A 19,943-nucleotide genomic window follows, 5' to 3' on the forward strand; every position below is an offset into this window, starting at 1 on the left:
TCGATGATTCACTCGCAAGCTCGCTCATCGGTCCGCCTCATGGCGCCGGCGCCGTACGTACGTGGCCACCAGCGAGCTGAGGCCGCCGACCACCAGCACGAGCAGCGCGGCCAGGAGCGTCGCGATCAACGGGTTGTCGAACAGCCCGCCGCTGACGATCCCCAGCGCGGCGTACGCAATGGCCCACAGCAGGCACGCCGCCACCGCGGCCGGCACCAGCCGGCGCCACGGGTAGCCCAGCGTGCCCGCGGCGAGCAGCACCGGGATCCGGCCTGCCGGCACGAGCCTGCCCACCACGACGAGCTGCCAGCCCCGTGTGGCGAACCGCGTGCGGGCGGCGGCGAGCCGCTCCGGCGGCTGGCCCCGTGCCACCCAACGCAGCGCAGCGTCGCTGCCGACCCTGGCCACGCCGAACGTCGTCAGATCACCGAGCAACGCCCCCACCGTGGCCAGCAGCACGACGATCGGAAGCGACAGGTGATCCGTGGTCGTCGCGATCGCGGCCGCGGCTCCGACCACCGCGCCGGTCGGCACGACGGGCACCAGCGAGCCGAGCAGAACGCCGCCGAAGACGGCGGGATAGCCGATCGTGGAAGGGTCCGTGAAACTGCCCGCCAGTGCGATCACCGCGCATCCGGTGCCGGCGGCGTGCCGGACAGCGACGACGGGTGCGGAAGGGCGACCGTGGCGCCCGGCTCGGTGATCGCCACGCAGGTTGCCTCGCCCGTGGCCGTCACCGCGGCGGCGAACGTCCTCGGCGGCTCCACGAGCAGCCTGCGCATCCGCGCACCGGCGCGCCCGGGGGCACCCACCAGCCCGGCGATCGCAAGGGTGCCCCAGTGCACCGGCACCGCCACGCGAGGACGCAGCAACTGCACCGCCGCGGCGGCACGAGCCGGGTCGAGGTGGCCGGGACCGAGCGTCGGCCCCCATCCCCACACCGGCAGCAGCGCGACGTCCAACGTGGGCCCGGCGAGCTCGGCCATGCCGGGGAACAGATCCGTGTCGCCCGCCGCGTAGACCCGCACGTCCCGGCTCGTCAGCAGATGGCCCATGGCCAGGGCCTGCGGACCACGCGTGGAACGGGGCCCCCAGCGGTGCCCGCTGTGCACGGCCGGCACGCCGGTCACCCGCAGGTCGCCGTCCTCGAGGTCCTCGCCGGGAGCGAGCTCCTCGACCCGGGCGATCCCGCGCCCGCGCAGCCAGTCGCCGGCACCCCGCGGGACCACCACCCGCGCGCTGCGCGGCAACCGGCGAAGCGACGGCAGGTGCAGGTGGTCGCCGTGCAGGTGGGAGATCAGGACGAGGTCGACGTCGTCCTGGTCGCCCGGTGCCGGGGTCGGCCCTCCGACCCGGCGCAGCGGCCCGATCCCCGACGTCAGGACGGGGTCGGTGAGCACCACCCGGCCGGCCAGCTCCATCCTCACCGTGGAGTGACCGAGGAACCGCATAGCCAGGCCGCGCACCGGATCAGTATCGCGGGCGAGCCGCCGGCTCCGCCTCGCGAGGTGAAGATCGTCGCGAGATCAGGGTTTGCGCCCCCGCCGACGCGGGGGCCGATCCCCGGATCTCGCGGCGATCATGACGCTCAGCCGAAGCGGACGGGTTGCCCCGTGGACTCCAGCACCGCCATCCACAGGTCGCCGTGGGGGTCGACCTGGTTGCGCCGGCTCACCGCCACCCCCATCGGGATGTGGACGAACCGGCGCCGGTAGCGGCCCACCACCATCGCCGTGCGCCCCGACATCGCCGCGTGCACGGCCGCCTGGGAGAGGCGCACGCAGTAGACGGAGTCGTAGGGATTGGCCGGCACGCTGCGGATGGCGTAGCTCGGGTCGATGTAGCGGATGGAGGTCTCCACCCCGGCGTCGGCGAAGTGGTCGCCGATCCGCCGCCGCAGGTAGGGCCCGATGTCCTGCAGGCGGGCGTTGCCGGAGGCGTCGCTCCCCGCGCCCGCGTCCGGGAGCAGTTCCTGCCCCGCCCCCTCGGCCACCACCACGACGGCGTGCCCCCGCTCCGCGACGCGGCGGCGCAGGTGCGCGAGCAGTCCCTCCTCGCCGTCGAGCGCGAAGGGCACCTCGGGGATCAGGACGGCGTCGGCACCGCTTCTGGCGAGCGCGGCGTAGCAGGCGATGAAGCCGGAGTGCCGGCCCATGAGCTTGACCAGCCCGATCCCGTTGGCCGTGGACTTCGCCTCCACCTGAGCGGCGCGGATCGCGTCGCTCGCGAGGCTGAAGGCGGTCTGGAAGCCGAAGCTCTGGTCGATGTAGGGGATGTCGTTGTCGATGGTCTTCGGGATGCCCACCACGGCGATCAGCAGGCCGCGCTCGGCCACGGTGCGCGCGATCTCCATCGCCCCGCGCATCGAGCCGTCCCCGCCCACGACGAACAGCACGTTGATGTGCAGCCGCTCCAGGCAGTCGACGATCTCCTCGGGGTCCTGCGGCCCGCGGGACGTGCCGAGCACCGTGCCGCCGTCGGTGGCGATGTCCCGCACGGACTCCGGGGTCAGCTCGACGACGTCGTGCCCGTAGCCGGCGACGAAGCCCTGGTAGCCGTTGCGGATGCCCACCACGCGGCGCACGCGGTAGTGGTAGGTCAGCGTGCGGACGAGCCCGGCGATCACGTCGTTCAGGCCGGGACACAGGCCCCCGCACGTGACGATCGCGGCCCGGGTCTTCGACGGGTCGAAGAAGATCTTCCGCCGTGGCCCGCAGGGCTCCATCCCGGGCAGCTCAGTGGCAGGCACCCCGCGGGAGCTGATGCCCGCGAGGGTGTCGTCGAGCAGCACGCGGTCCAGTTCGTCGACGTAGTGCTCGGTGGTCTGGCGGGCGTCCAGCAGCGGCGCCATCGGCGAGGTGATCCGGCACGCGCCGAGGCTCGTGATGGACAGGTCGGGTGTGGGACGGATGCGCGACAGCTCGACGACGGTGCCCTGCTGGTCGCCGGAGGAGGAGAAGGCAGTGCTCACGAGCGCTCCCCTGATCGACGGGACGACCACGCCGCGGCACCGGGGACGCTGGTCTTCTTGACCGTTCCAGGATGCCGGGTCCTCCCGGGCGGTGGCTAGTCGGTACCGGTGCTACCGGCACTTCGGCGGGGACGATCCGGACTGTCCTGCATCGACGTGATGTTCCTCCCGGATCGGGGCAAAAAGCTTGCTTATGGCAACGATCGCGTGCTCATGTGGAGAGGTGGTCACACCGTCAGCCCGCCCGGCACTCGTGATCGGCGTTCTCGCTTCGTGTGGGCTGGCGGTCTCGGTGATGCAGACCCTCGTGGTGCCGCTCCTGCCGCAGTTCCCGCGGCTGCTCTCGGCCTCCCCCGCGACGGTGGGATGGCTCGTCACGGCCACGCTGGTCGCAGGCGCGGTCTGCGCGCCCGTGCTCGGCAGGCTCGGGGACATGTACGGGAAGCGGCGCCTGATGCTCGTGGCGCTCGCGATGGTGACCGCCGGATCGACGCTCGGCGCACTCGCCCCGAACATCGGCGTGCTGATCGCGGCCCGCGCGCTGCAAGGTGCGGCGATGGGCGTGATCGCGCTGGGGATCAGCATCATGCGCGACCTGCTGCCCCCCGACCGCGTCGGAAGCGGGATCGCCCTGATGAGCTCCTCGCTCGGCATCGGAGGGGCGATCAGCCTCCCGATCACCGGCCTCGTCGCGCAGCAGGCGAGCTGGCGGTGGCTCTTCGGGGCGGCAGCGGTGCTGAGCGCGCTGCAGTTCTTCCTGGTCCGAGCGGTGGTACGGGAGTCGCCGCAGCGCTCCGGCGGCCGCTTCGACCTCCCGGGAGCCGTCGGGCTCGGCCTCGCGCTGGTCTGTGTGCTGCTCGCGATCTCGAAGGGCGCCGAATGGGGCTGGAGCAGCCCGCGCGTGCTCGGCCTGCTGGCCGCGGCCGTGGTGCTGTTCGCGGCCTGGGGCCGGCTCGAGCTGCGGGTGCGATCGCCGCTGGTGGACCTGCGCGTCTCGGCCAGGCCCACGGTCCTGTGGACGAACATCGCATCGGTCCTCATCGGCTTCGGGATGTTCGCGGGCTTCCTCCTGACCACCCAGGTGCTGCAGGCCCCCACGGCGAGCGGCTACGGGTTCGGGCTCTCCCTCGTCGCCGCCGGTGTGGTGCTGCTCCCGATCGGCGGGGCCATGACGATCTTCTCGCCGGTCTCGGCACGTGTGTCGCGCCGCCGGGGCGCCCGCACCACGCTGGTGCTCGGCACCTCCGTGCTCGCCATCGGGAACGTCGCGATGGCGACGCTGCCCGGATCGATCCCGCTGGTGATGGCGGCGTCCACCGTCACGGCCATCGGGGCCGCGCTCGCCTACTCGGCGCTGCCGCTGCTCATCATGGATGCGGTACCCGCGTCCGAGACCGCGGCGGCCAACAGCCTCAACACGCTGATGCGCATGCTCGGCACCTCCTCCTGCAGCGCGGTCGTCGCCGCTGTCACCACCAGCCTGACCATGGCGGTCGACGGGCAGGTGCTGCCCTCGGCAGCCGCCTACACGGTGGTGTTCCTCGCTGCGGCGGTCGCGGCGGTGGGCGGGGCCGTGATCGCCGCCGTCACGCCGGCGAGGCAGGCCGGCACGGTGGCACCGGAGCCGGTGGCGGCGGCAGCACGGGCCTGACGAGGTCGCCGAGTGCCCGGGCTACTGCTGGTGGCGGGAGTCCCTGCGGATCGGGTGATCGGCCGGAACCTGCACCAGCACGATCCGGGTGCCGTCGGGGTCGGTGATCCACATCTCGTGCAGGCCCCACGGCTCCTGGCGCGGTTCGCGGACCACGTGGGCGGCGAGCTTCCGGTGCGCGGCGGCCAGGTCGCGCACCTGGAGCCAGAGCGCGATCGCCTCGCCCGCCGGTGCCTGCGCGCTCCCGGAGAGCTCCAGAAAGCCGCCTCCGAGGAAGAACACGGTGCCACCGGGGAACTCGCGGAAGATGGCGAGCCCGAGCACGTCCCGGTAGAAGTGCAGGCTTCGTTCCAGGTCGACCGGGTGCAGGAGCACCCGGGAGGCGAGGACCTCCATCAGCACCACCGGTCGCAGGCCATGGCGGACGACCCTAACGCACGTCAGCCCGGATGCTCCCGGAACTGCTCGAGAAGGAGCTCGGCGAGCTGATCGGGCGCTTCCTCCAGGATCCAGTGGCTCACGCCCCGCATCTCGACGTAGCGGAAGGGCCCGGCGACCTCGGTGTGCGTCAGCTCCGTGGACTGTCGGGTGATGGCCGTGTCGCCGTCGCTCCAGACGAACAGGGTGGGCACCTGCACGGGCGGGGTGCGGTCGGAGAAGGGGCCGGTCAGCAAGGCTCGGTACCAGTTGATCGCGGCGGTCAGCGCCCCCGGGTCGGCGAGTGCCGCCGCGTCCCGCTCCGCGGCGGGCCGGGACTGGCCGGAGCGCCGCAGGGCGGCCACGAGCCGCGGGGAGAACGGACGCCCGCCCGCGCCGAGGAAACGCTCCGGCAGGAACGGAAGCTGCAGCGCGTAGATGTACCAGGACGCGAGCGCCTGCCTGGTGGTGAACAGAGAGCGGACGTACACGGTGGGCGGCGGCACCGAGATGGCGGTGAGCGAACGGACGCGGCCGGGGTGGCGCGCGGCCAGTGACCAGGCGACCGCGGCGCCCCAGTCGTGCCCGACGAGGTGCACGCGGCCCGCCGGGCCGACCAGGGAGTCGACGACGGCCAGCGCGTCGAGGACGAGACCGGACATCCGGTAAGCACGCCTGCCCCGCGGGCGGGCGCACGGCGAATAGCCGCGCTGGTCGGGCGCGAGCGTCCGGAAGCCTGCCGAGGCGAGCCGGTCCGCGACGGCGTCCCATGCCGTGCCACGCTGTGGGAATCCGTGCAGCAGCAGAACCGGGACACCATCGGCCGAACCGTGCTCGTGGACGTCGAAGGTCAGGTCACCGTGGGTCACCGTCAGCACCCGAGCATCATGCAATGCCGCTCACTCGGGGGGTTACCCGCTCGTCGGTTGTGCGACAGCGGGAGGTCGAGTTGGGTGGGCCCGGGCCGGGAGTTCCAGGCGCTACGGTCCCCGCCGGTACTGCCGCGGGAGGGGCCGTGGCACCAGTGACGAGAGTGAGCAGATGTGACGGATCAGTCGTTCCACCGGGTCGTCATCGTCAACCGCGGGGAACCGGCAATGCGGTTGATCAATGCGGTACGGGAGTGGAACGCAGAGGTCTCATCACCCGGATCTCCCGAATCCCTAGGCGACCGGCGGGCGCTGCGCACGATCGCGCTGTACACGGCGGTGGACCGGCACGCGATGTTCGTCCGCGAGGCCGATGAGGCGGTGCTGATCGGGCCGGACGATCCGGACCAGGCCTTCGCCGCGAGCCCGTACCTCGACCACGCGGAGCTGGAGCGTGCGCTGCGGGAGGCGCGGGCCGACGCGGTGTGGCCGGGCTGGGGCTTCGTGTCGGAGAAGGCCGACTTCGCACGCCTGTGCCGCGAGCTGGGCATCGTGTTCATCGGCCCGTCGCCCGAGGTGATGGAGCGGCTCGGCGACAAGATCGCCGCGAAGAAGCTGGCCGAGGAGGTCGGCGTGCCGCTGGCCGCGTGGAGCGGCGGCGCGGTGGCCGACGTCGCCGCCGCGCGGGAGCACGCGGAGCGGATCGGCTACCCGCTGATGGTCAAGGCCACCGCCGGAGGTGGTGGCCGCGGCATCCGCCGCGTCGACTCGCCCGAGCAGCTCGAGGAGGCCTTCGAGCGGGCGAGCTCCGAGGCGTCGAAGACGGCAGGAGATGCCACGGTCTTCCTGGAGCGCGCGATCCGCGGCGGGCGGCACGTCGAGGTGCAGGTGATCGCCGACGCCGACGGGGACGTGTGGACGCTCGGGGTCCGCGACTGTTCGGTGCAGCGGCGCAACCAGAAGGTGATCGAGGAGTCCGCCTCCACCGCGCTCGACGCGGAGCAGGAGGCGATCCTGCGCGCGTCCGCGGCCGAGCTCGTCCGGGCGGCGGGCTACGTGAACGCCGGCACCGTCGAGTTCCTCTACGAGCCCGGGGAGCGGCTGCTGTCGTTCCTCGAGGTCAACACGCGGCTGCAGGTAGAGCACCCGGTCACCGAGGCCACCACGGGCATGGACATCGTCAAGCTGCAGCTGCACGTCGCCGCGGGCGGCAGGCTCGCCGACATCGCGCCGGAGGCCCCACCCGCCCGTGGGCACGCGATCGAGGCGCGGCTGACGGCGGAGGACCCGGAGCAGGGCTTCGCACCGGCGCCGGGGCGCATCGAGCACCTGGCCCTGCCCAGCGGGCCCGGGATCCGGGTGGACACCGGCGTCTGCTCCGGCGACCTGATCCCGCCGCAGTTCGACTCGATGATCGCCAAGGTGATCGCGTGGGGCCGCGACCGGGGCGAGGCGCGGGCCCGGCTGTCGCGGGCGCTGCGCCAGACCGCCGCCGTGATCGACGGCGGCACCACCAACAAGGCGTTCCTGCTCGACCTGCTGGACCGCCCCGAGATCCTCTCCGGCGACACCGACACCACCTGGCTCGACGCCATGATGGCGAACGGCTACTCCCCGCCTCGGCGGCTCGATGTCGCACTGCTCGCCACGGCCGTGGAGGCGCAGGACGCGCACGTGGCACGCCAGCGCGACCGGCTCTTCGCCTCCGCCGAGCGCGGCCGCCCCGAGGTGGGGCACGAGACCTGGCACCAGGTGGACGTGCGCGCCGCGGGCCAGTCCTACCGGCTGCGCGTGGCCCAGGCCCGGGGCAACCGCTATCGCGTGGAGCTCGACGGCCATGTCGTGGACGTCGACGCGGACCGCACCGGACGCTTCGAGCGCAAGCTCACGGTCGCCGGGCAGACGTTCGCGGTGCTGTCGGTGCCGCAGGGCTCCGACTACCTCGTCGAGGTCGACGGCGCGGTGCACCGCATCTCCGGCGGCGAGGCCGGACTGGTCCGCGCGCCCGCGCCTGCGATGGTGGTGTCGATCCCGATCAAGCCCGGCGACGTCGTCGAGGCGGGTGACGTCGTGGCGGTCGTGGAGAGCATGAAGCTCGAGACGGCCCTGCGCGCGCCCGTGGCCGGACGGGTCTGCGAGATCCTCGTCGCCCCGAACACGCAGGTGGAGGGCGGCACGAAGCTCGTCCGCCTGGAGCCCGACGCCGACGCGGCGGGCGCGGGCGACGGTGAGCGCGCCGACCTCTCCGGGCTGGCCGGGCCGCCCGCGGTCGGGGCCGACGCCGCCGCTGTGGCCGCGGACGCGCTGATGTCGCTGCGGTTCCTCGTGCTCGGCTTCGACATCGACGAGCGCGATGCCCGCCCGCTGCTGGCGGCCCTCTCCTCGGCCCGGAACGCGCTCCCCCCGGACGACGCCCGCGTGCTCGCAGGCGAGACGGCCGTGCTGCGCATCTTCGCCGACCTGTGCGCGCTGTCGCGCAACCGCCGGGGCCCCGAGGACGAGACGCAGCAGATCGACCCCGCGGGCGAGGAGGCCCGCAACCCGCAGGAGTTCCTGCACGCCTACCTGCGCTCGCGCGACGCCGACGCCGAGGGCCTGCCGGAGTCGTTCCGGGAGAAGCTGCGCCGCGCGCTCGCGCACTACGGCGTGCCGGACCTGACGCCGGCCGCCCCGGTCTCCGCCGACGCCCTGAACAGCGCGCTGTACCGGATGTTCCTCGCCCACCGCCGGGCCACCGCCCACGTCCCGGTGGTGCTGGAGCTGCTGCAGTGGCGGCTGCTGCACCCGGGCTCGCTGCCGGAGTCGACGCGTGAGGAGTACCAGCACACCCTCGACCGCCTGGTCCGCGCCACCCAGCTGCGGCACCCCGTCGTCGGCGGGTTCGCCCGCCGCGTCCGCTACACCTGCTTCGACGAGCCGGTGATCGCCGCCGAGCGCGCGGCGGGCCAGGCGAAAGTGCGCGCCGAGCTCGACCGGCTGTCCGACGACCCCGCCGTGCGCGCGGGGCAGATCGACACGATCGTCGCGGCAGCAGAACCGATCCTCGGTGTGTTCGGCGAACAGCACCACGCGGCGATGCTCGAGGTGATGACGCGGCGGTACTACCGCGGGCGGACGCTGACCGACGTGCGGCTCGAGGACCGCGGCGGACGGCCGCTGCTCACCGCCACCTACTCGCTCAAGGACGGCGCGCGACCCCTCGACCGGGTGGACGACCTCGGCCCCGACCAGGCCGCGCATCTCGAGCAGATGGTGCTCGCCACCACGGTGCACACCGCGCCGGACGCACCACCCGCGGGCGATCCGATGGCCGTGCAGGGCGACCTGCGGCGGATCATCTCGCAGCTGCCCGACAGCTGCACCGTGCTGCTCGACCTCTACGTCATCGCAGGCGAGGCGCCCGACGCCGACCCCGAGCGGTCCGCGGAGAAGATCAGCGCGATGCTGGGCAGGCTGCCCAACCGGCTCGCGCGCGTGGCCGTCGCGGTGCGCAGGCCCGGTGGCGACGAGCGCTCGGCGTGGTTCACGTTCCGGCCCGACCCCACCGACCGCCGTCCCGTCGAGGACCGCACACTGCGCGGGCTGCACCCGATGGTCGCCGAGCGGCTCGGCCTCTGGAGGCTCTCCGGGTTCGAGCTGACCAGGCTGCCCTCGCCGATCGACGTGCACCTCTTCCGCGCGGTCGGCAAGGACGTGCCCGGTGACCGCAGGCTGATCGCGCTGTCCGACGTCCGCGAGCTGACGGTGCTGCGCGACGAGCGGGGCCGCATTCGCGCGCTGCCGCAGCTGGAACACGTGCTCGACGCCTGCCTGGACGCCATGCGCTCGGCGCGGGCCACCGATCCCGGCGACGCCAGGGTGGACTGGAACCGGGTGCTGCTCTACGTCTGGCCCGTGGTCGAGGTGCCCGTCGACGAGGTGGACTCGGTGATCCGGGTGCTGGCCCCGCGCACCGAGGGGCTCGGCCTGGAGCAGGTGCTGGTGCAGTTCCGCCACTCCGGCGGGGACGGCGACAGCGAGCCGCGCGACCTCCTGCTGCGGATGTCCCGCCCACCGGGCGCCGGCCTCACCGTCCAGGTCACCGAGCCGCCGACCGCTCCGCTGCGGGAGCTGGACGCCTACGCACAGAAGGTGATCCGGGCCCGGCGCCGCGGGGCGGTCTACCCATACGAGCTGGTCCCGATGCTGCTGCGTGATCCCGACCGCCGCGGTGCCGACGCACGAGCGGCCGAAGCCGTGCGGGGGGTGTTCACCGAGTACGACCTCGATCCCGACGGTGCCCCGGTCGTGGTCGACCGCGCTCCCGGCGGCAACACCGCCAACATCGTGCTCGGCACCGTCACCACCCCGTCGCAGCGCTACCCCGAGGGCATGACCAGGGTGGTCCTGATCGGCGACCCGACCAAGGCGCTCGGTGCGCTCGCCGAACCGGAGTGCCGGCGCGTGCTCGCCGCGATCGAGCTGGCCCGTCGTTTCGACGCGCCCATCGAGTGGTTCGCGGTGTCGGCCGGGGCCAAGATCGCGATGGACTCCGGCACGGAGAACATGGACTGGATCTCCCGGGTGCTGCGCGGGATCATCGAGTTCACGCAGGACGGCGGCGAGATCAACGTCGTCGTCACGGGCATCAACGTGGGCGCCCAGCCGTACTGGAACGCCGAGGCCACGATGCTCATGCACACCAAGGGCATCCTCGTGATGACGCCGGACAGCGCGATGGTGCTCACCGGCAAGCAGTCCCTCGACTACTCGGGCGGCGTGAGCGCCGAGGACAACTTCGGGATCGGCGGCTACGACCGGATCATGGGCCCGAACGGGCAGGCGCAGTACTGGGCGCCCGACCTGTCCGGCGCGGTGGACGTGCTGCTCACGCACTACGCCCACACCTACCGGGCGCCCGGCGAGCGGTTCCCCCGCCCCGCACTCACGGCCGACCCGGTGGACCGCGACATCAGCGACTCTCCGCACTCCGGTCCCGGCTGCGACTTCACCAGCGTGGGCGAGGTGTTCACGGCCAACCCGGGGCGCAAGAAGCCGTTCGACATCCGCTCGCTGCTCTACGCGGTGGCCGACTCCGACCACCCGACGCTGGAGCGCTGGGTCGACATGATCGACGCCGAGGGCGTGGTGGTGCTCGACGCGCACCTGGGCGGGCAGCCGATCGCGCTGCTCGGCATCGAGTCGCGTCCACTCCCCCGCCGCGGGCGCCCGCCGGTGGACGGGCCCACGACGTTCACAGCCGGCACGCTGTTCCCGAAGTCGTCGAAGAAGACCGCCAGGGCGATCAACGCGGCCAGCGGGAACCGGCCGCTGGTGATCCTGGCCAACCTCTCCGGCTTCGACGGGTCACCGGAGTCGTTGCGCCAGCTGCAGCTGGAGTACGGCGCCGAGATCGGCCGGGCCGTGGTCAACTTCGACGGCCCGATCGTGTTCTGCGTGGTCTCCCGCTACCACGGCGGTGCCTTCGTCGTGTTCTCCGGAACGCTGAACGACAGCATGGAGATCGCCGCCGTCGAGGGGTCCTACGCATCGGTGCTCGGCGGGGCGCCCGCCGCAGCCGTCGTGTTCGCGGGCGAGGTGAACAAGCGGACCGCCGCCGACCGGCGCATCTCCGATCTCGAGGGGCGCATCGCGGAGGCCCGGCAGGCCGGCGCCGAGTCCGAGGCCGCCCGGCTCACCTCGGAGCTCGCGGCCCTGCGTCCCGGCGTGCGGTCGGAGATGCTCGGGCAGGTGGCCGACGAGTTCGACACCGCGCACAGCGTGGAGCGGGCGCAGCGGGTCGGGTCGGTGCACTCGATCATCGACCCCACGCGCCTGCGCCCCTACCTCGCCGACGCCGTGCAGCGCGGTATGGCGAAGACGGGATCGCACCGCTAGCGAGCAGCCGGCGACTCGGCCCGTCGTGCGACGGGCCGAGTCGTACGGGGCGCTCCGATCAGGAGCAGACCTGCTTGGCCTTCAGCACCCGCGTCACCGCGGCATCGTTCGCCGCGGGGTCGATGCGGCCCGCCTGCAGGTCCTGTTCCAGCCGGTCCAGCACCGGGGTGACGCGCCCGCCGCTCGACCACAACGCCATGTCGGCGCCCGCGGTCAGGGCTCGTTCGACGGCCGTGGGCAGGTCGAAGGTGTCGGTGATGGCCTTCATGGCGCCCAGGTCGTCGGTGAGCACGAGACCGTCGAACCCGTAGTCGGTGCGCAGGAGGTGGTAGGCCGCGGGCGTGAGCGTGGCGGGCAGGTCGGTGGTGAGCCCCGGCACGTCCAGGTGCCCGACGAGCACGCCCGTGCGGCCGTCGGCGAGCGGTCCCCCGGGGCCCAGGAGGGTGGCGTAGGGGCGCAGGTCGTCGGTCCGCAGCTGGTCGAGCGGCGGGGTGGTGGCCTTGCCCTTGTGCGAGTCTCCGACGGCACGGCCGTGGCCGGGGAAGTGCTTGAGCACGGTGAACACACCCGCCTCGCGCTCGCCCTCGGCGAAGGCGGCCGCGTACGTCGCGACCGTGTCGGGGTCGGTGCTGAAGGAGCGGTCCCCGATCACCGCGTTCGCCGGCTGGTTACCCATGTCGACGACCGGGGCGAGATCCATCGTGATCCCGCGGGCGAGCTGCTCACGACCCCGCTCGAGGCCCTGTTCCTTCACCTGCGCCGGCGTCATCTGCGCGGCCATCACCCGGGCGCTGGGCATGTTGCCGTCCAGGGCGTCGATGCGCTGCACGCGCCCGCCCTCGTCGTCCACGGAGACGGCGAGCGGGATCCGGGCCATCGCCTGCACCCCGCGCAGAGCCTGGTTGGTGAGCAGCTGGGTGGGGTTGTCGCCGACGAAGATGCCGCCCACCTGTGTGGCGCGCACGGTCTCGGCGGTGGTGGCCGGGTCGGAGGCGTCGACGCCCACCATGAGCCGCTGCGCGAGCTTGTCGCGCGGGCTCATCGCGTCGACGACGGCAGCGCAGCGTGGCAGCCGGTCTGCGCCCAGGTTCGCGCCGGTGAGCGGCGGCGCCGGGGCGGGCGGTGCTGCGGCGGCGGGCAGCGCGGTGACTGCGGCCATCGTGGCGGCCAGCAGTGCGGCGAGGGAACAGGCCCGGGCGCGCCCGGGCCTCGCGGGCAGGAGGAAGCGTGATCGGCTCGGCATCGCACGCCATCCTTCCCCCGCGAGCCGCCGCGCGGGGGGCGGGGGACAGCGAGGCCAATCACAGGCCCACCACGAATGGTAGATTCCTACCATGCGCACTACCATCGACGGAGCCGGCCGCGTGGTGATCCCGAAGCAGCTGCGCCAGGCAGCCGCACTCGAGCCCGGTCAGGAACTGGAGATCGTCGAGCGCGACGGGCGGATCGTGATCGAACCGGTCTCCGCGCCGATGGAGCTCGTCGAGCGCGACGGTTTCCTGGCGGCCGAGGTTCCGGGGGACGATGCCCCGTCCCTGACGCCCGACGAGGTGCGCCACGTCCTCGAACGCACCCGTCGGTGATCACGTGTGACACCTCGGTCCTGGTCGCCGCATTCGCCAGGTGGCACACCGAGCATCCGCTCGCCGTGGCAGCGATCGGCCGAGTCGACGCCGTGGTCGAGCATGTGCTGATCGAGACCTTCTCGGTCCTGACGAGGCTGCCGCCGCCGCGGCGGGTTCCCGCGCGGCTCGTCACGTCGTTTCTCGACGGGCACTTTCCCCCGTCGACGTCACGGCTCGCCGGCGCTCGTTCCGCCGATGTCCTGCAGGTGGCGGAGAACACCGCCGTGCTCGGCGGCGCCGTCTACGACCTCGTGGTCGCTCTGTCCGCCGCGCGGGCCGGCGCCGTGTTGCTGACCCTCGATCGGCGCGCCGCCACCACCTACGACGCCGCGGGCGTCGATTACGAGTTGCTCAGCTGATCGCAGGCACCCGCTCGCCCTCCGGCGGCGGACCGGGCGGGGTGCCGTCGCCGAACGGGCGGCCGCCGAGCGCTTCGCGCCCGTGCGGGGTGAGCCAGTTCCGGACGTCCGGGCCGAGGGGCACCACCCGGGTCGGGTTGATGTCCGTGTGCACGCCGTAGTAGTGCTGCTTGATCTGCTCGAAGTCGATCGTGTCGCCGAAGCCCGGCGTCTGGAACAGGTCGCGCGCGTAGGCCCACAGCACCGGCATCTCGGTGAGCTTCTGCCGGTTGCACTTGAAATGGCCGTGGTAGACGGCGTCGAAACGCACGAGCGTGACCCAGAGCCGGATGTCGGCCTCGGTGATCGTGTCGCCGACGAGGAAGCGACGCGCCTCGAGCCGCTCCGACAGGACGTCGAGCCGGGCGAACAACGCCCGGTAGGCCTGCGCGTAGGCGTCCTGGCTGTTCGTGAAGCCGCACTTGTAGACGCCGATGTTGACGTCCTCGTACACCGCCTGGTTGATCTCGTCGATCTCGGCCCGGTGCTCCACGGGGTAGAGATCCGGCGCGCCGTCGCGGTGGAAGGCGGTCCACTGGGTGGAGAAGTCGAGGGTGAGCTGCTGGAACCCGTTGGTCACCACCTTCCCGGTGGCGATCTCCACCACGGCGGGGACGGTGATGCCGGCGTCGAAGCCGGGGTCGGCCTTGCGGTAGGCCTCACCGAGGTACTCGATGCCCAGCACCGGGTCCCGGTTGTCCGGGTCGAGGTGGAACCGCCAACTGCGCTCGTCGTGCAATGGACCTGCCAGACCGATCGACAGCACGGGCTCCAGCCCCAGCAACCGGCGGACGATCACGCTGCGGTTCGCCCACGGGCATGCCCGAGCGACGACCAGGCGGTAACGACCGGCCTCCACCGGCCATCGGGACGAGCCGTCGGACGTGATCCGCTCGTCCAGTGCCACGGGCTTGTACTCGAATGCCTCGCCGCTGGTCTGTGTGGCAGTCATACCTGCAATCTAGGCCGCGCCGCCGTTCACGCAGAGGACCTTTGACGGACCGTGTGTGACGAGGGAGGGCGACGCCGTGAACGCCGCCACCCCTCGTCCGCCCGCGGCGTCCCTCGGGACCGGTCCCCTCGCCCCTCCCGTCCGCAAGCACGCCGAGTCTCGACCGGGAGTGCGCCGCTCGCGCCCGGGGTGACCACGGGCTCGACCACTGCGCAGGCCCGTGGGGCACGACCCGGGGCCGCTTCCCACGGCCCGATTCTCAGGACCGGACGAGCTCCGCTGCACGTTCGGCGATCGCGTACACAGTGGCGTTGGTGTTGGCGTTGACCGGTGTGGGCATCACCGAGGCGTCCGCCACCCGCAGCCCCTCGACGCCGCGCACTCGCAACTCCGGGTCGACCACGGCGTCGTCGTCGGTGCCCATGCGGCACGTTCCGGCGTAGTGGTAGTAGCTGTGCAGGCTTCGGCGCAGGTAGGCACGCAGCTCGGCGTCGCCCTGTACGTCGGTGCCCGGCTGGGCCTCCTCACCCCGCCAGGACGCGAAGGCGGGGGCGTTGCCGAGCTCACGGGCGGCGCGCAGTCCCTCCACCGCGGCGTCGAGGTCGCGGCTGTCGGTGTAGTAGCCCGGATCGATCACCGGGGCGCTGCCCGGCACGGCCCCGGCCAGCCGCACCGAACCGCGGCTGAACGGCGCCATCAGCGAGACGGTGATCGTGTAGCCCGCTCCCCGCTCCGGGCCCGGCACCTTGTCGTTCAACAGGGGCGCGATCGCGCAGAAGAGCTGCAGGTCGGGCCAGGGAGCTGCGGCGGCACTGCGCATCGTGCCCTTGGCCTCGCCCCCGCCGTTGCTCGTCGAGGCGACGACCGGCTGGACGGAGCGGTAGACGATGCCGCTCATGGGGTGGTCGTGGAAGTTGGCGCCCACCCCGGGGAGGTCGGCGAGCACGTCGATCCCGAACTCACGCAGGTGGGCCTGCGGACCGATGCCGGAGAGCATCAGCAGTTGCGGCGTGCCGATCGCGCCGGCCGTCAGGACGACCTCGCCCCCGCTCTGCACGGTCACGGTGTCGCCGCCCACGCTGTACTCGACCCCGGTACAGCGCTCGGCGCTGAACAGCAGCCGGTGCACCAGCGCGTCGGTGACCACGTCGAGGTTGGGGCGATCGAGCGCCGGCCGCAGATAGGCGTCGGCGGCGCTCTCCCGCCTGCCGTCGACGATGGTGTACTCGGCCCAGCCGAACCCCTCCTCCAGGCCGCTGTCGATGTCGTCCGCGATCGGATGCCCGACCTGGCGAGCTGCCTCCAGTGCGGCCTCGGTGAGCGGGTGCGGCGAGGTCGGTGACCACAGCCTCAACGGCCCGTTCCGGCCGCGCACCGCAGGATCGCGGCCCGCGGCGTGCTCGCTGCGCATGAAGTAGGGCAGCAGGTCGGTGAACCCCCAGCCGTTCGCCCCGGCCGTGACCCACGCGTCGTAGCTCGCCCGGTGGCCGCGGATGAAGGACAGCGCGTTGATGGCCGAGGAGCCGCCGAGGGCACGGCCTCGCGTCAGCGCCACCCGTCCGATGCCGGGCGCGTCCACCGACTCGTTCCCCCAGTCCATGGAGGTACCCGCGAGGCTGGGCCACGCCCGGGGGTCGGCCGCGGCGGCCAACGGCTCCCGGCCGCCTGCCTCGAGAAGGAGAACCCGGGCATCGGCGTCCTCGGACAGCCGGGAGGCGAGCACGCAGCCCGCAGTACCGGCACCGACGACGATGACGTCATAACGGCGTACAGGAGCCCCCACAACCAGCCCTTCTTCCGAATGCATCGGCACACGTCCCGCTCGAACGCTGCCACGCGCGGCAAGCCGATCACCCTGTGATTCCCACCGGTGCGGCTGGGAACCGGCAGTCGGCCGGGACGAGCGACGGTGCACCGACGTCCGGGAAAGCTGCCGTGGATGACCGGCGGGACCGTCAGCCCAGCTGTTCGGATCCGCGCTCCGCCCGGTGCGACGCCGCGGAGCCTTCCGATCGCGAATCGTCGCGGGCCTCCGGTTCGAACACCCAGTACCGCAGCACGAGGAACCGGCCCAGACCACCGAGAACGCTGGCCACGGCCACCGCCACGGTCTGTTCCCAGGCTGTCGGGGAGTCGATCGTGGCCGCGAGCAGCATCAGCACCGCGGAGCTGTAGAAAACGTAGAACAACACCGTGCCGCCGCTCTGCACGTGGGAGCGCAGCCAGTGGACCCGGGCGCCCTCGAAGGTGAACCGGCGGTTCGCCTCGGTGCTCACCACGGTGCTCAGGACGAGGGCCACCAGGTTGGCCGGGATGGTGTCCCACCACGTCCGCAACAGCAGGAAGATCACAGCGTTCACGAGCGTGCCCAGGCCGCCGATCACCGCGTACCGGGCCAGCTGCACGAGCAGCGGATGGCGCTGCTCGTGCCCCGACGGCCCTCGCCCGGACGGCATGCCGCCCAGCGGAGCGCCCACCGGGAGCGCTGCGCCCGCCACTTCGACCACGTCCCCCCACAGCTGCGCGAACCTCGTGGTCCCCGTTATCGCAGGGGCGTCGATGACCACGCTGTTCGTCACCTGTGGCAACGATGTGGACGATCTCCGATTCCCGAGATACCTACATCGTGCAGTGATCGTCGCCACCTGGCGCAACCGGGGGTCGCGGACGTCGTCAGACGGAGAGGAAGACGGTCTCCCCGGCGCCCTGTAGGCGGATGTCGAAGCGCAGCTCGTCCGGGCCCGCATCCCGAGCCACCAGCGTGCCCGCCCGCTCCGGCGGGAGCGAGGCGAGCAGTGGGTCAGCGGCGTTGGCCGCGGCCTCGTCCGGGAAGTAGATCCTCGTCACTACCCGGTCGAGCAGGCCGCGCGCGAGCACGGTGACGTCGATGTGGGGCGCCTGGCCGTCACCGATCGCGCCGGGCTTGACGGTGAGGATCTCGAAGCGGCCCTCCCCGTCCGTCGCGCAGCGCCCGAAGCCGCGGAACCCGGAGCCCGTCGCGCCCCGCGGGTCGTCCGGGTGGTCGAAGCGACCGTCGGCGTCGGCCTGCCACGTCTCGACGAGCCCGTCCACGACCGGTGCGCCTGCTCCGTCGGTGAGAACCCCGGAGATCCGGATCGCCCCGGGCGTGCCCTGCGGCACGACGAGGTGCCCCTCCAGCCAGGTGAGCCCGAGGCTCAGGAACGGACCGACGGTCTGCGACGGGGTCAGCAGCTCACTCATGGGGCTCCTCGAAGGGGGTCTGCTCGCGGCCGCGGAGGACGATGTCGAATCGGTACGCCAGCGCCCATTCCGGGCGCGTGGCCGACAGGTCGAACGTCGAGACCATCCGCTGGCGGGCAGCGGGGTCGGGCACGGAGTTGAAGATCGGGTCCTGGTCGAACAGCGGGTCGTCCGGGAAGTACATCTGCGTCACCAACCGCTGGGTGAACGACCGGCCGAACAGCGAGAAGTGGATGTGCGCAGGGCGCCAGGCGTTGTGGTGGTTGCCCCACGGGTAGGCGCCGGGCCTGATCGTGGTGAACGAGTAGTTGCCCTGGGCGTCGGTCACGACGCGACCGCCGCCGGTGAAGTTGGGGTCCAGCGGTGCGGGCCAGTTGTCCACGACGTGGGCGTAGCGGCCGGCCGCGTTGGCCTGCCACACCTCGACGAGTGTGTTCGGCACCGCACGGCCGTCGCTGTCGAGCACCCGGCCGAAGACGACGATCCGCTGCCCGATCGCCTCACCGGCGTGCTGCGTGGTCAGGTCGTTGTCGTTCGGGCCGATGTCGCCGGTGAGCAGCGGTCCGGTCACCTCGGTGAGCCGGTGGCGCAGCACCACGGGCGCCTGGGACGGCGCCCGCAGACCGGTGCTCCGGTAGCCCCCGAACGACAGTGACGGGTGGTTCCCCTCCGCGGCCGGGCGGTAGCCGGCGGGATGCGGGGTCGACGTGGTGGGTTGGGATTTCGCGAGTTCGGTCAACGGTTCTCTCCATGGGGCAGGCCGACGTAGTTCTCGGCGAGGGAGGTGGCCGCCGCGCGGGAGGTCACCGTGTAGTGCAGCTGAGACAGCTGCAGGCGGCGGGCGAACGGGTCGGTGTCCGGGGAGACGTGCAGCATCGAGGTCATCCACCAGGAGAAGTGCTCGGCCCGCCACACCCGGCGCAGGCAGGTGTCGGAGTAGGCGTCCACCCCGGACTCGTCGCCGCGGCGGAGGTAGTCGGTCAGGGCCTCGGCGAGCACGCGCACGTCGGCGATGGCGAGGTTCATCCCCTTCGCGCCTGTGGGCGGCACGATGTGTGCGGCATCGCCCGCCAGGAAGAGCCGGCCGTGGCGCATCGGCTCCGCCACGACGCTGCGCATGCCGGTGACGCTCTTCTCGATGAGCGGCCCCTCGTTGAGGGTGAAGCCGTCGGCGGCGAGCCGGACGCCCAGCTCGTCCCAGATCCGCGCGTCCGACCAGGCACCCGCGTCCGTGTCCGGCGGCACCTGCAGGTAGAGCCGGGTGATCTCGGGGCTGCGCATCGAATACAGCGCGAACCCGCGCGGGTGGTTGGCGTAGGCGAGCTCGTGCTGCGTCGGAGCGGCCTTCGCGAGGATCCCCAGCCAGGCGTACGGGTACTCGCGGTCGAACATCTGCGGCTCGAACGTGCCGCGACTGATGCCGTGGAAGCCGTCGCAGCCGGCCACGGCGTCGCACCGCAGTTCCTGCCGCTGTCCGTCGGCATCGGTGAAGCCGATCACGGGTGCGTCGGCGAGCCCGTCGAGCGTCACGTCCGACACCTCGAACCGGAGGTCCCCGCCGTCGCGTAGCCGGGCGGCGATGAGGTCCTTCACGACCTCCTGCTGGCCGTAGACGGTGATGCCGCGCCCGACCAGGTCGGCGAAGTCGATGCGGTGGTCACCGCCGTCGAAGCGCAGGGAGATGCCGTCGTGAGGCATCCCCTCCCGGTCGAGGCGCTCGGCGAGCCCGACCTCGCGCAACAGCTCCACCGTGGGGTGCTCCAGCACGCCCGCCCGCACCCGGCGCTCGACGTAGTCGCGGCTGCGCGCCTCCAGCACCACCGAGTCGATCCCGGCCCGGGCCAGGAGGTGGGACAGCAGTAGCCCTGCCGGTCCGGCTCCGATGATCCCGACCTGCGTTCGCATACGGGCAAGACTGGCCTACCGACCTGCAGGCGCTCGACTCCGCTTCCGCTCACCGG

General features: G+C 72.5%; 16 protein-coding genes. 4 read left to right on the forward strand and 12 right to left on the reverse strand.

The annotated features are described in order from the left end of the window. Nucleotides 1-24 precede the first annotated feature (24 nt). The 3 genes from MMF94_RS03245 to MMF94_RS03255 all read right to left on the reverse strand — a co-directional run bounded on the left by MMF94_RS03245 (nucleotide 25) and on the right by MMF94_RS03255 (nucleotide 2,920). On the reverse strand, nucleotides 25-627 hold the full coding sequence (locus tag MMF94_RS03245; protein WP_241034723.1) for a DedA family protein: 603 nt from the start codon (nucleotides 625-627) through the stop codon (nucleotides 25-27). After that, nucleotides 624-1,466, reverse strand: a complete 843-nt coding sequence (locus MMF94_RS03250; RefSeq protein WP_241034724.1) for an MBL fold metallo-hydrolase — start codon at nucleotides 1,464-1,466, stop codon at nucleotides 624-626. Before MMF94_RS03250 ends, MMF94_RS03245 begins: the two co-directional genes overlap by 4 nt. Before the next feature lie 122 nt (nucleotides 1,467-1,588). Next, the gene (locus tag MMF94_RS03255; protein WP_379660405.1) at nucleotides 1,589-2,920 is read right to left on the reverse strand and encodes an ATP-dependent 6-phosphofructokinase; all 1,332 of its coding nucleotides are present in this window, start codon (nucleotides 2,918-2,920) and stop codon (nucleotides 1,589-1,591) included. Nucleotides 2,921-3,194: 274 nt separating this feature from the next. On the opposite strand from MMF94_RS03255, the gene MMF94_RS03260 reads away from it, so the two are divergent. Further along, nucleotides 3,195-4,622, forward strand: coding sequence for an MFS transporter (locus MMF94_RS03260; protein ID WP_241034725.1), 1,428 nt, complete (start codon nucleotides 3,195-3,197; stop codon nucleotides 4,620-4,622). A gap of 21 nt (nucleotides 4,623-4,643) precedes the next feature. Here MMF94_RS03260 and MMF94_RS03265 read toward each other — a convergent pair whose 3' ends face one another. Together MMF94_RS03265 and MMF94_RS03270 are read right to left on the reverse strand one after the other, a co-directional pair. Next, nucleotides 4,644-5,018, reverse strand: coding sequence for a VOC family protein (locus tag MMF94_RS03265; protein WP_241035033.1), 375 nt, complete (start codon nucleotides 5,016-5,018; stop codon nucleotides 4,644-4,646). A 44-nt stretch (nucleotides 5,019-5,062) separates the two neighbouring features. Next, nucleotides 5,063-5,917: an alpha/beta fold hydrolase gene (locus tag MMF94_RS03270; protein WP_241034726.1), complete on the reverse strand. Its 855-nt coding sequence runs from the start codon at nucleotides 5,915-5,917 to the stop codon at nucleotides 5,063-5,065. Nucleotides 5,918-6,082: 165 nt separating this feature from the next. Between MMF94_RS03270 and MMF94_RS03275 the strand changes: the two genes are divergently transcribed. After that, on the forward strand, nucleotides 6,083-11,785 hold the full coding sequence (locus MMF94_RS03275; RefSeq protein ID WP_277398637.1) for an ATP-binding protein: 5,703 nt from the start codon (nucleotides 6,083-6,085) through the stop codon (nucleotides 11,783-11,785). Nucleotides 11,786-11,843: 58 nt separating this feature from the next. Here MMF94_RS03275 and MMF94_RS03280 read toward each other — a convergent pair whose 3' ends face one another. Further along, nucleotides 11,844-13,028 (reverse strand): glycoside hydrolase family 3 N-terminal domain-containing protein, encoded by a 1,185-nt coding sequence (locus tag MMF94_RS03280; protein ID WP_241034727.1) that lies wholly within the window; start codon nucleotides 13,026-13,028, stop codon nucleotides 11,844-11,846. A gap of 91 nt (nucleotides 13,029-13,119) precedes the next feature. On the opposite strand from MMF94_RS03280, the gene MMF94_RS03285 reads away from it, so the two are divergent. After that, nucleotides 13,120-13,368 (forward strand): AbrB/MazE/SpoVT family DNA-binding domain-containing protein, encoded by a 249-nt coding sequence (locus MMF94_RS03285; protein ID WP_241034728.1) that lies wholly within the window; start codon nucleotides 13,120-13,122, stop codon nucleotides 13,366-13,368. Beyond that, on the forward strand, nucleotides 13,365-13,769 hold the full coding sequence (locus tag MMF94_RS03290) for a PIN domain-containing protein (protein ID WP_241034729.1): 405 nt from the start codon (nucleotides 13,365-13,367) through the stop codon (nucleotides 13,767-13,769). Before MMF94_RS03285 ends, MMF94_RS03290 begins: the two co-directional genes overlap by 4 nt. Here MMF94_RS03290 and MMF94_RS03295 read toward each other — a convergent pair. The 6 genes from MMF94_RS03295 to MMF94_RS03320 all read right to left on the reverse strand — a co-directional run bounded on the left by MMF94_RS03295 (nucleotide 13,762) and on the right by MMF94_RS03320 (nucleotide 19,887). Beyond that, entirely contained in the window at nucleotides 13,762-14,760 is a 999-nt protein-coding gene (locus MMF94_RS03295) for a glutathione S-transferase family protein (RefSeq protein ID WP_241034730.1), read from the reverse strand. The genes MMF94_RS03290 and MMF94_RS03295 overlap by 8 nt on opposite strands. 259 nt (nucleotides 14,761-15,019) lie before the next feature. Further along, a complete protein-coding gene (locus tag MMF94_RS03300; protein ID WP_241034731.1) occupies nucleotides 15,020-16,567 on the reverse strand; it encodes a GMC family oxidoreductase in 1,548 nt (515 codons plus the stop codon). 148 nt (nucleotides 16,568-16,715) lie between these two features. Further along, nucleotides 16,716-17,339, reverse strand: coding sequence for a GtrA family protein (locus MMF94_RS03305; protein WP_241034732.1), 624 nt, complete (start codon nucleotides 17,337-17,339; stop codon nucleotides 16,716-16,718). 94 nt (nucleotides 17,340-17,433) lie between these two features. Continuing rightward, complete coding sequence (gene pcaG / locus MMF94_RS03310; RefSeq protein WP_241034733.1) at nucleotides 17,434-17,982, reverse strand: protocatechuate 3,4-dioxygenase subunit alpha; 549 nt, start codon at nucleotides 17,980-17,982, stop codon at nucleotides 17,434-17,436. Then, nucleotides 17,975-18,721 (reverse strand): protocatechuate 3,4-dioxygenase subunit beta, encoded by a 747-nt coding sequence (pcaH, locus tag MMF94_RS03315; RefSeq protein WP_277398638.1) that lies wholly within the window; start codon nucleotides 18,719-18,721, stop codon nucleotides 17,975-17,977. The genes pcaG and pcaH overlap by 8 nt, the downstream gene beginning before the upstream one ends. Next, entirely contained in the window at nucleotides 18,718-19,887 is a 1,170-nt protein-coding gene (locus MMF94_RS03320; RefSeq protein ID WP_241034734.1) for a 4-hydroxybenzoate 3-monooxygenase, read from the reverse strand. The genes pcaH and MMF94_RS03320 overlap by 4 nt, the downstream gene beginning before the upstream one ends. Between the last annotated feature and the right edge of the window lie 56 nt (nucleotides 19,888-19,943).

This window comes from Pseudonocardia alaniniphila, assembly GCF_022524485.1.
Taxonomy (GTDB): Bacteria; Actinomycetota; Actinomycetes; order Mycobacteriales; family Pseudonocardiaceae; genus Pseudonocardia; species Pseudonocardia alaniniphila.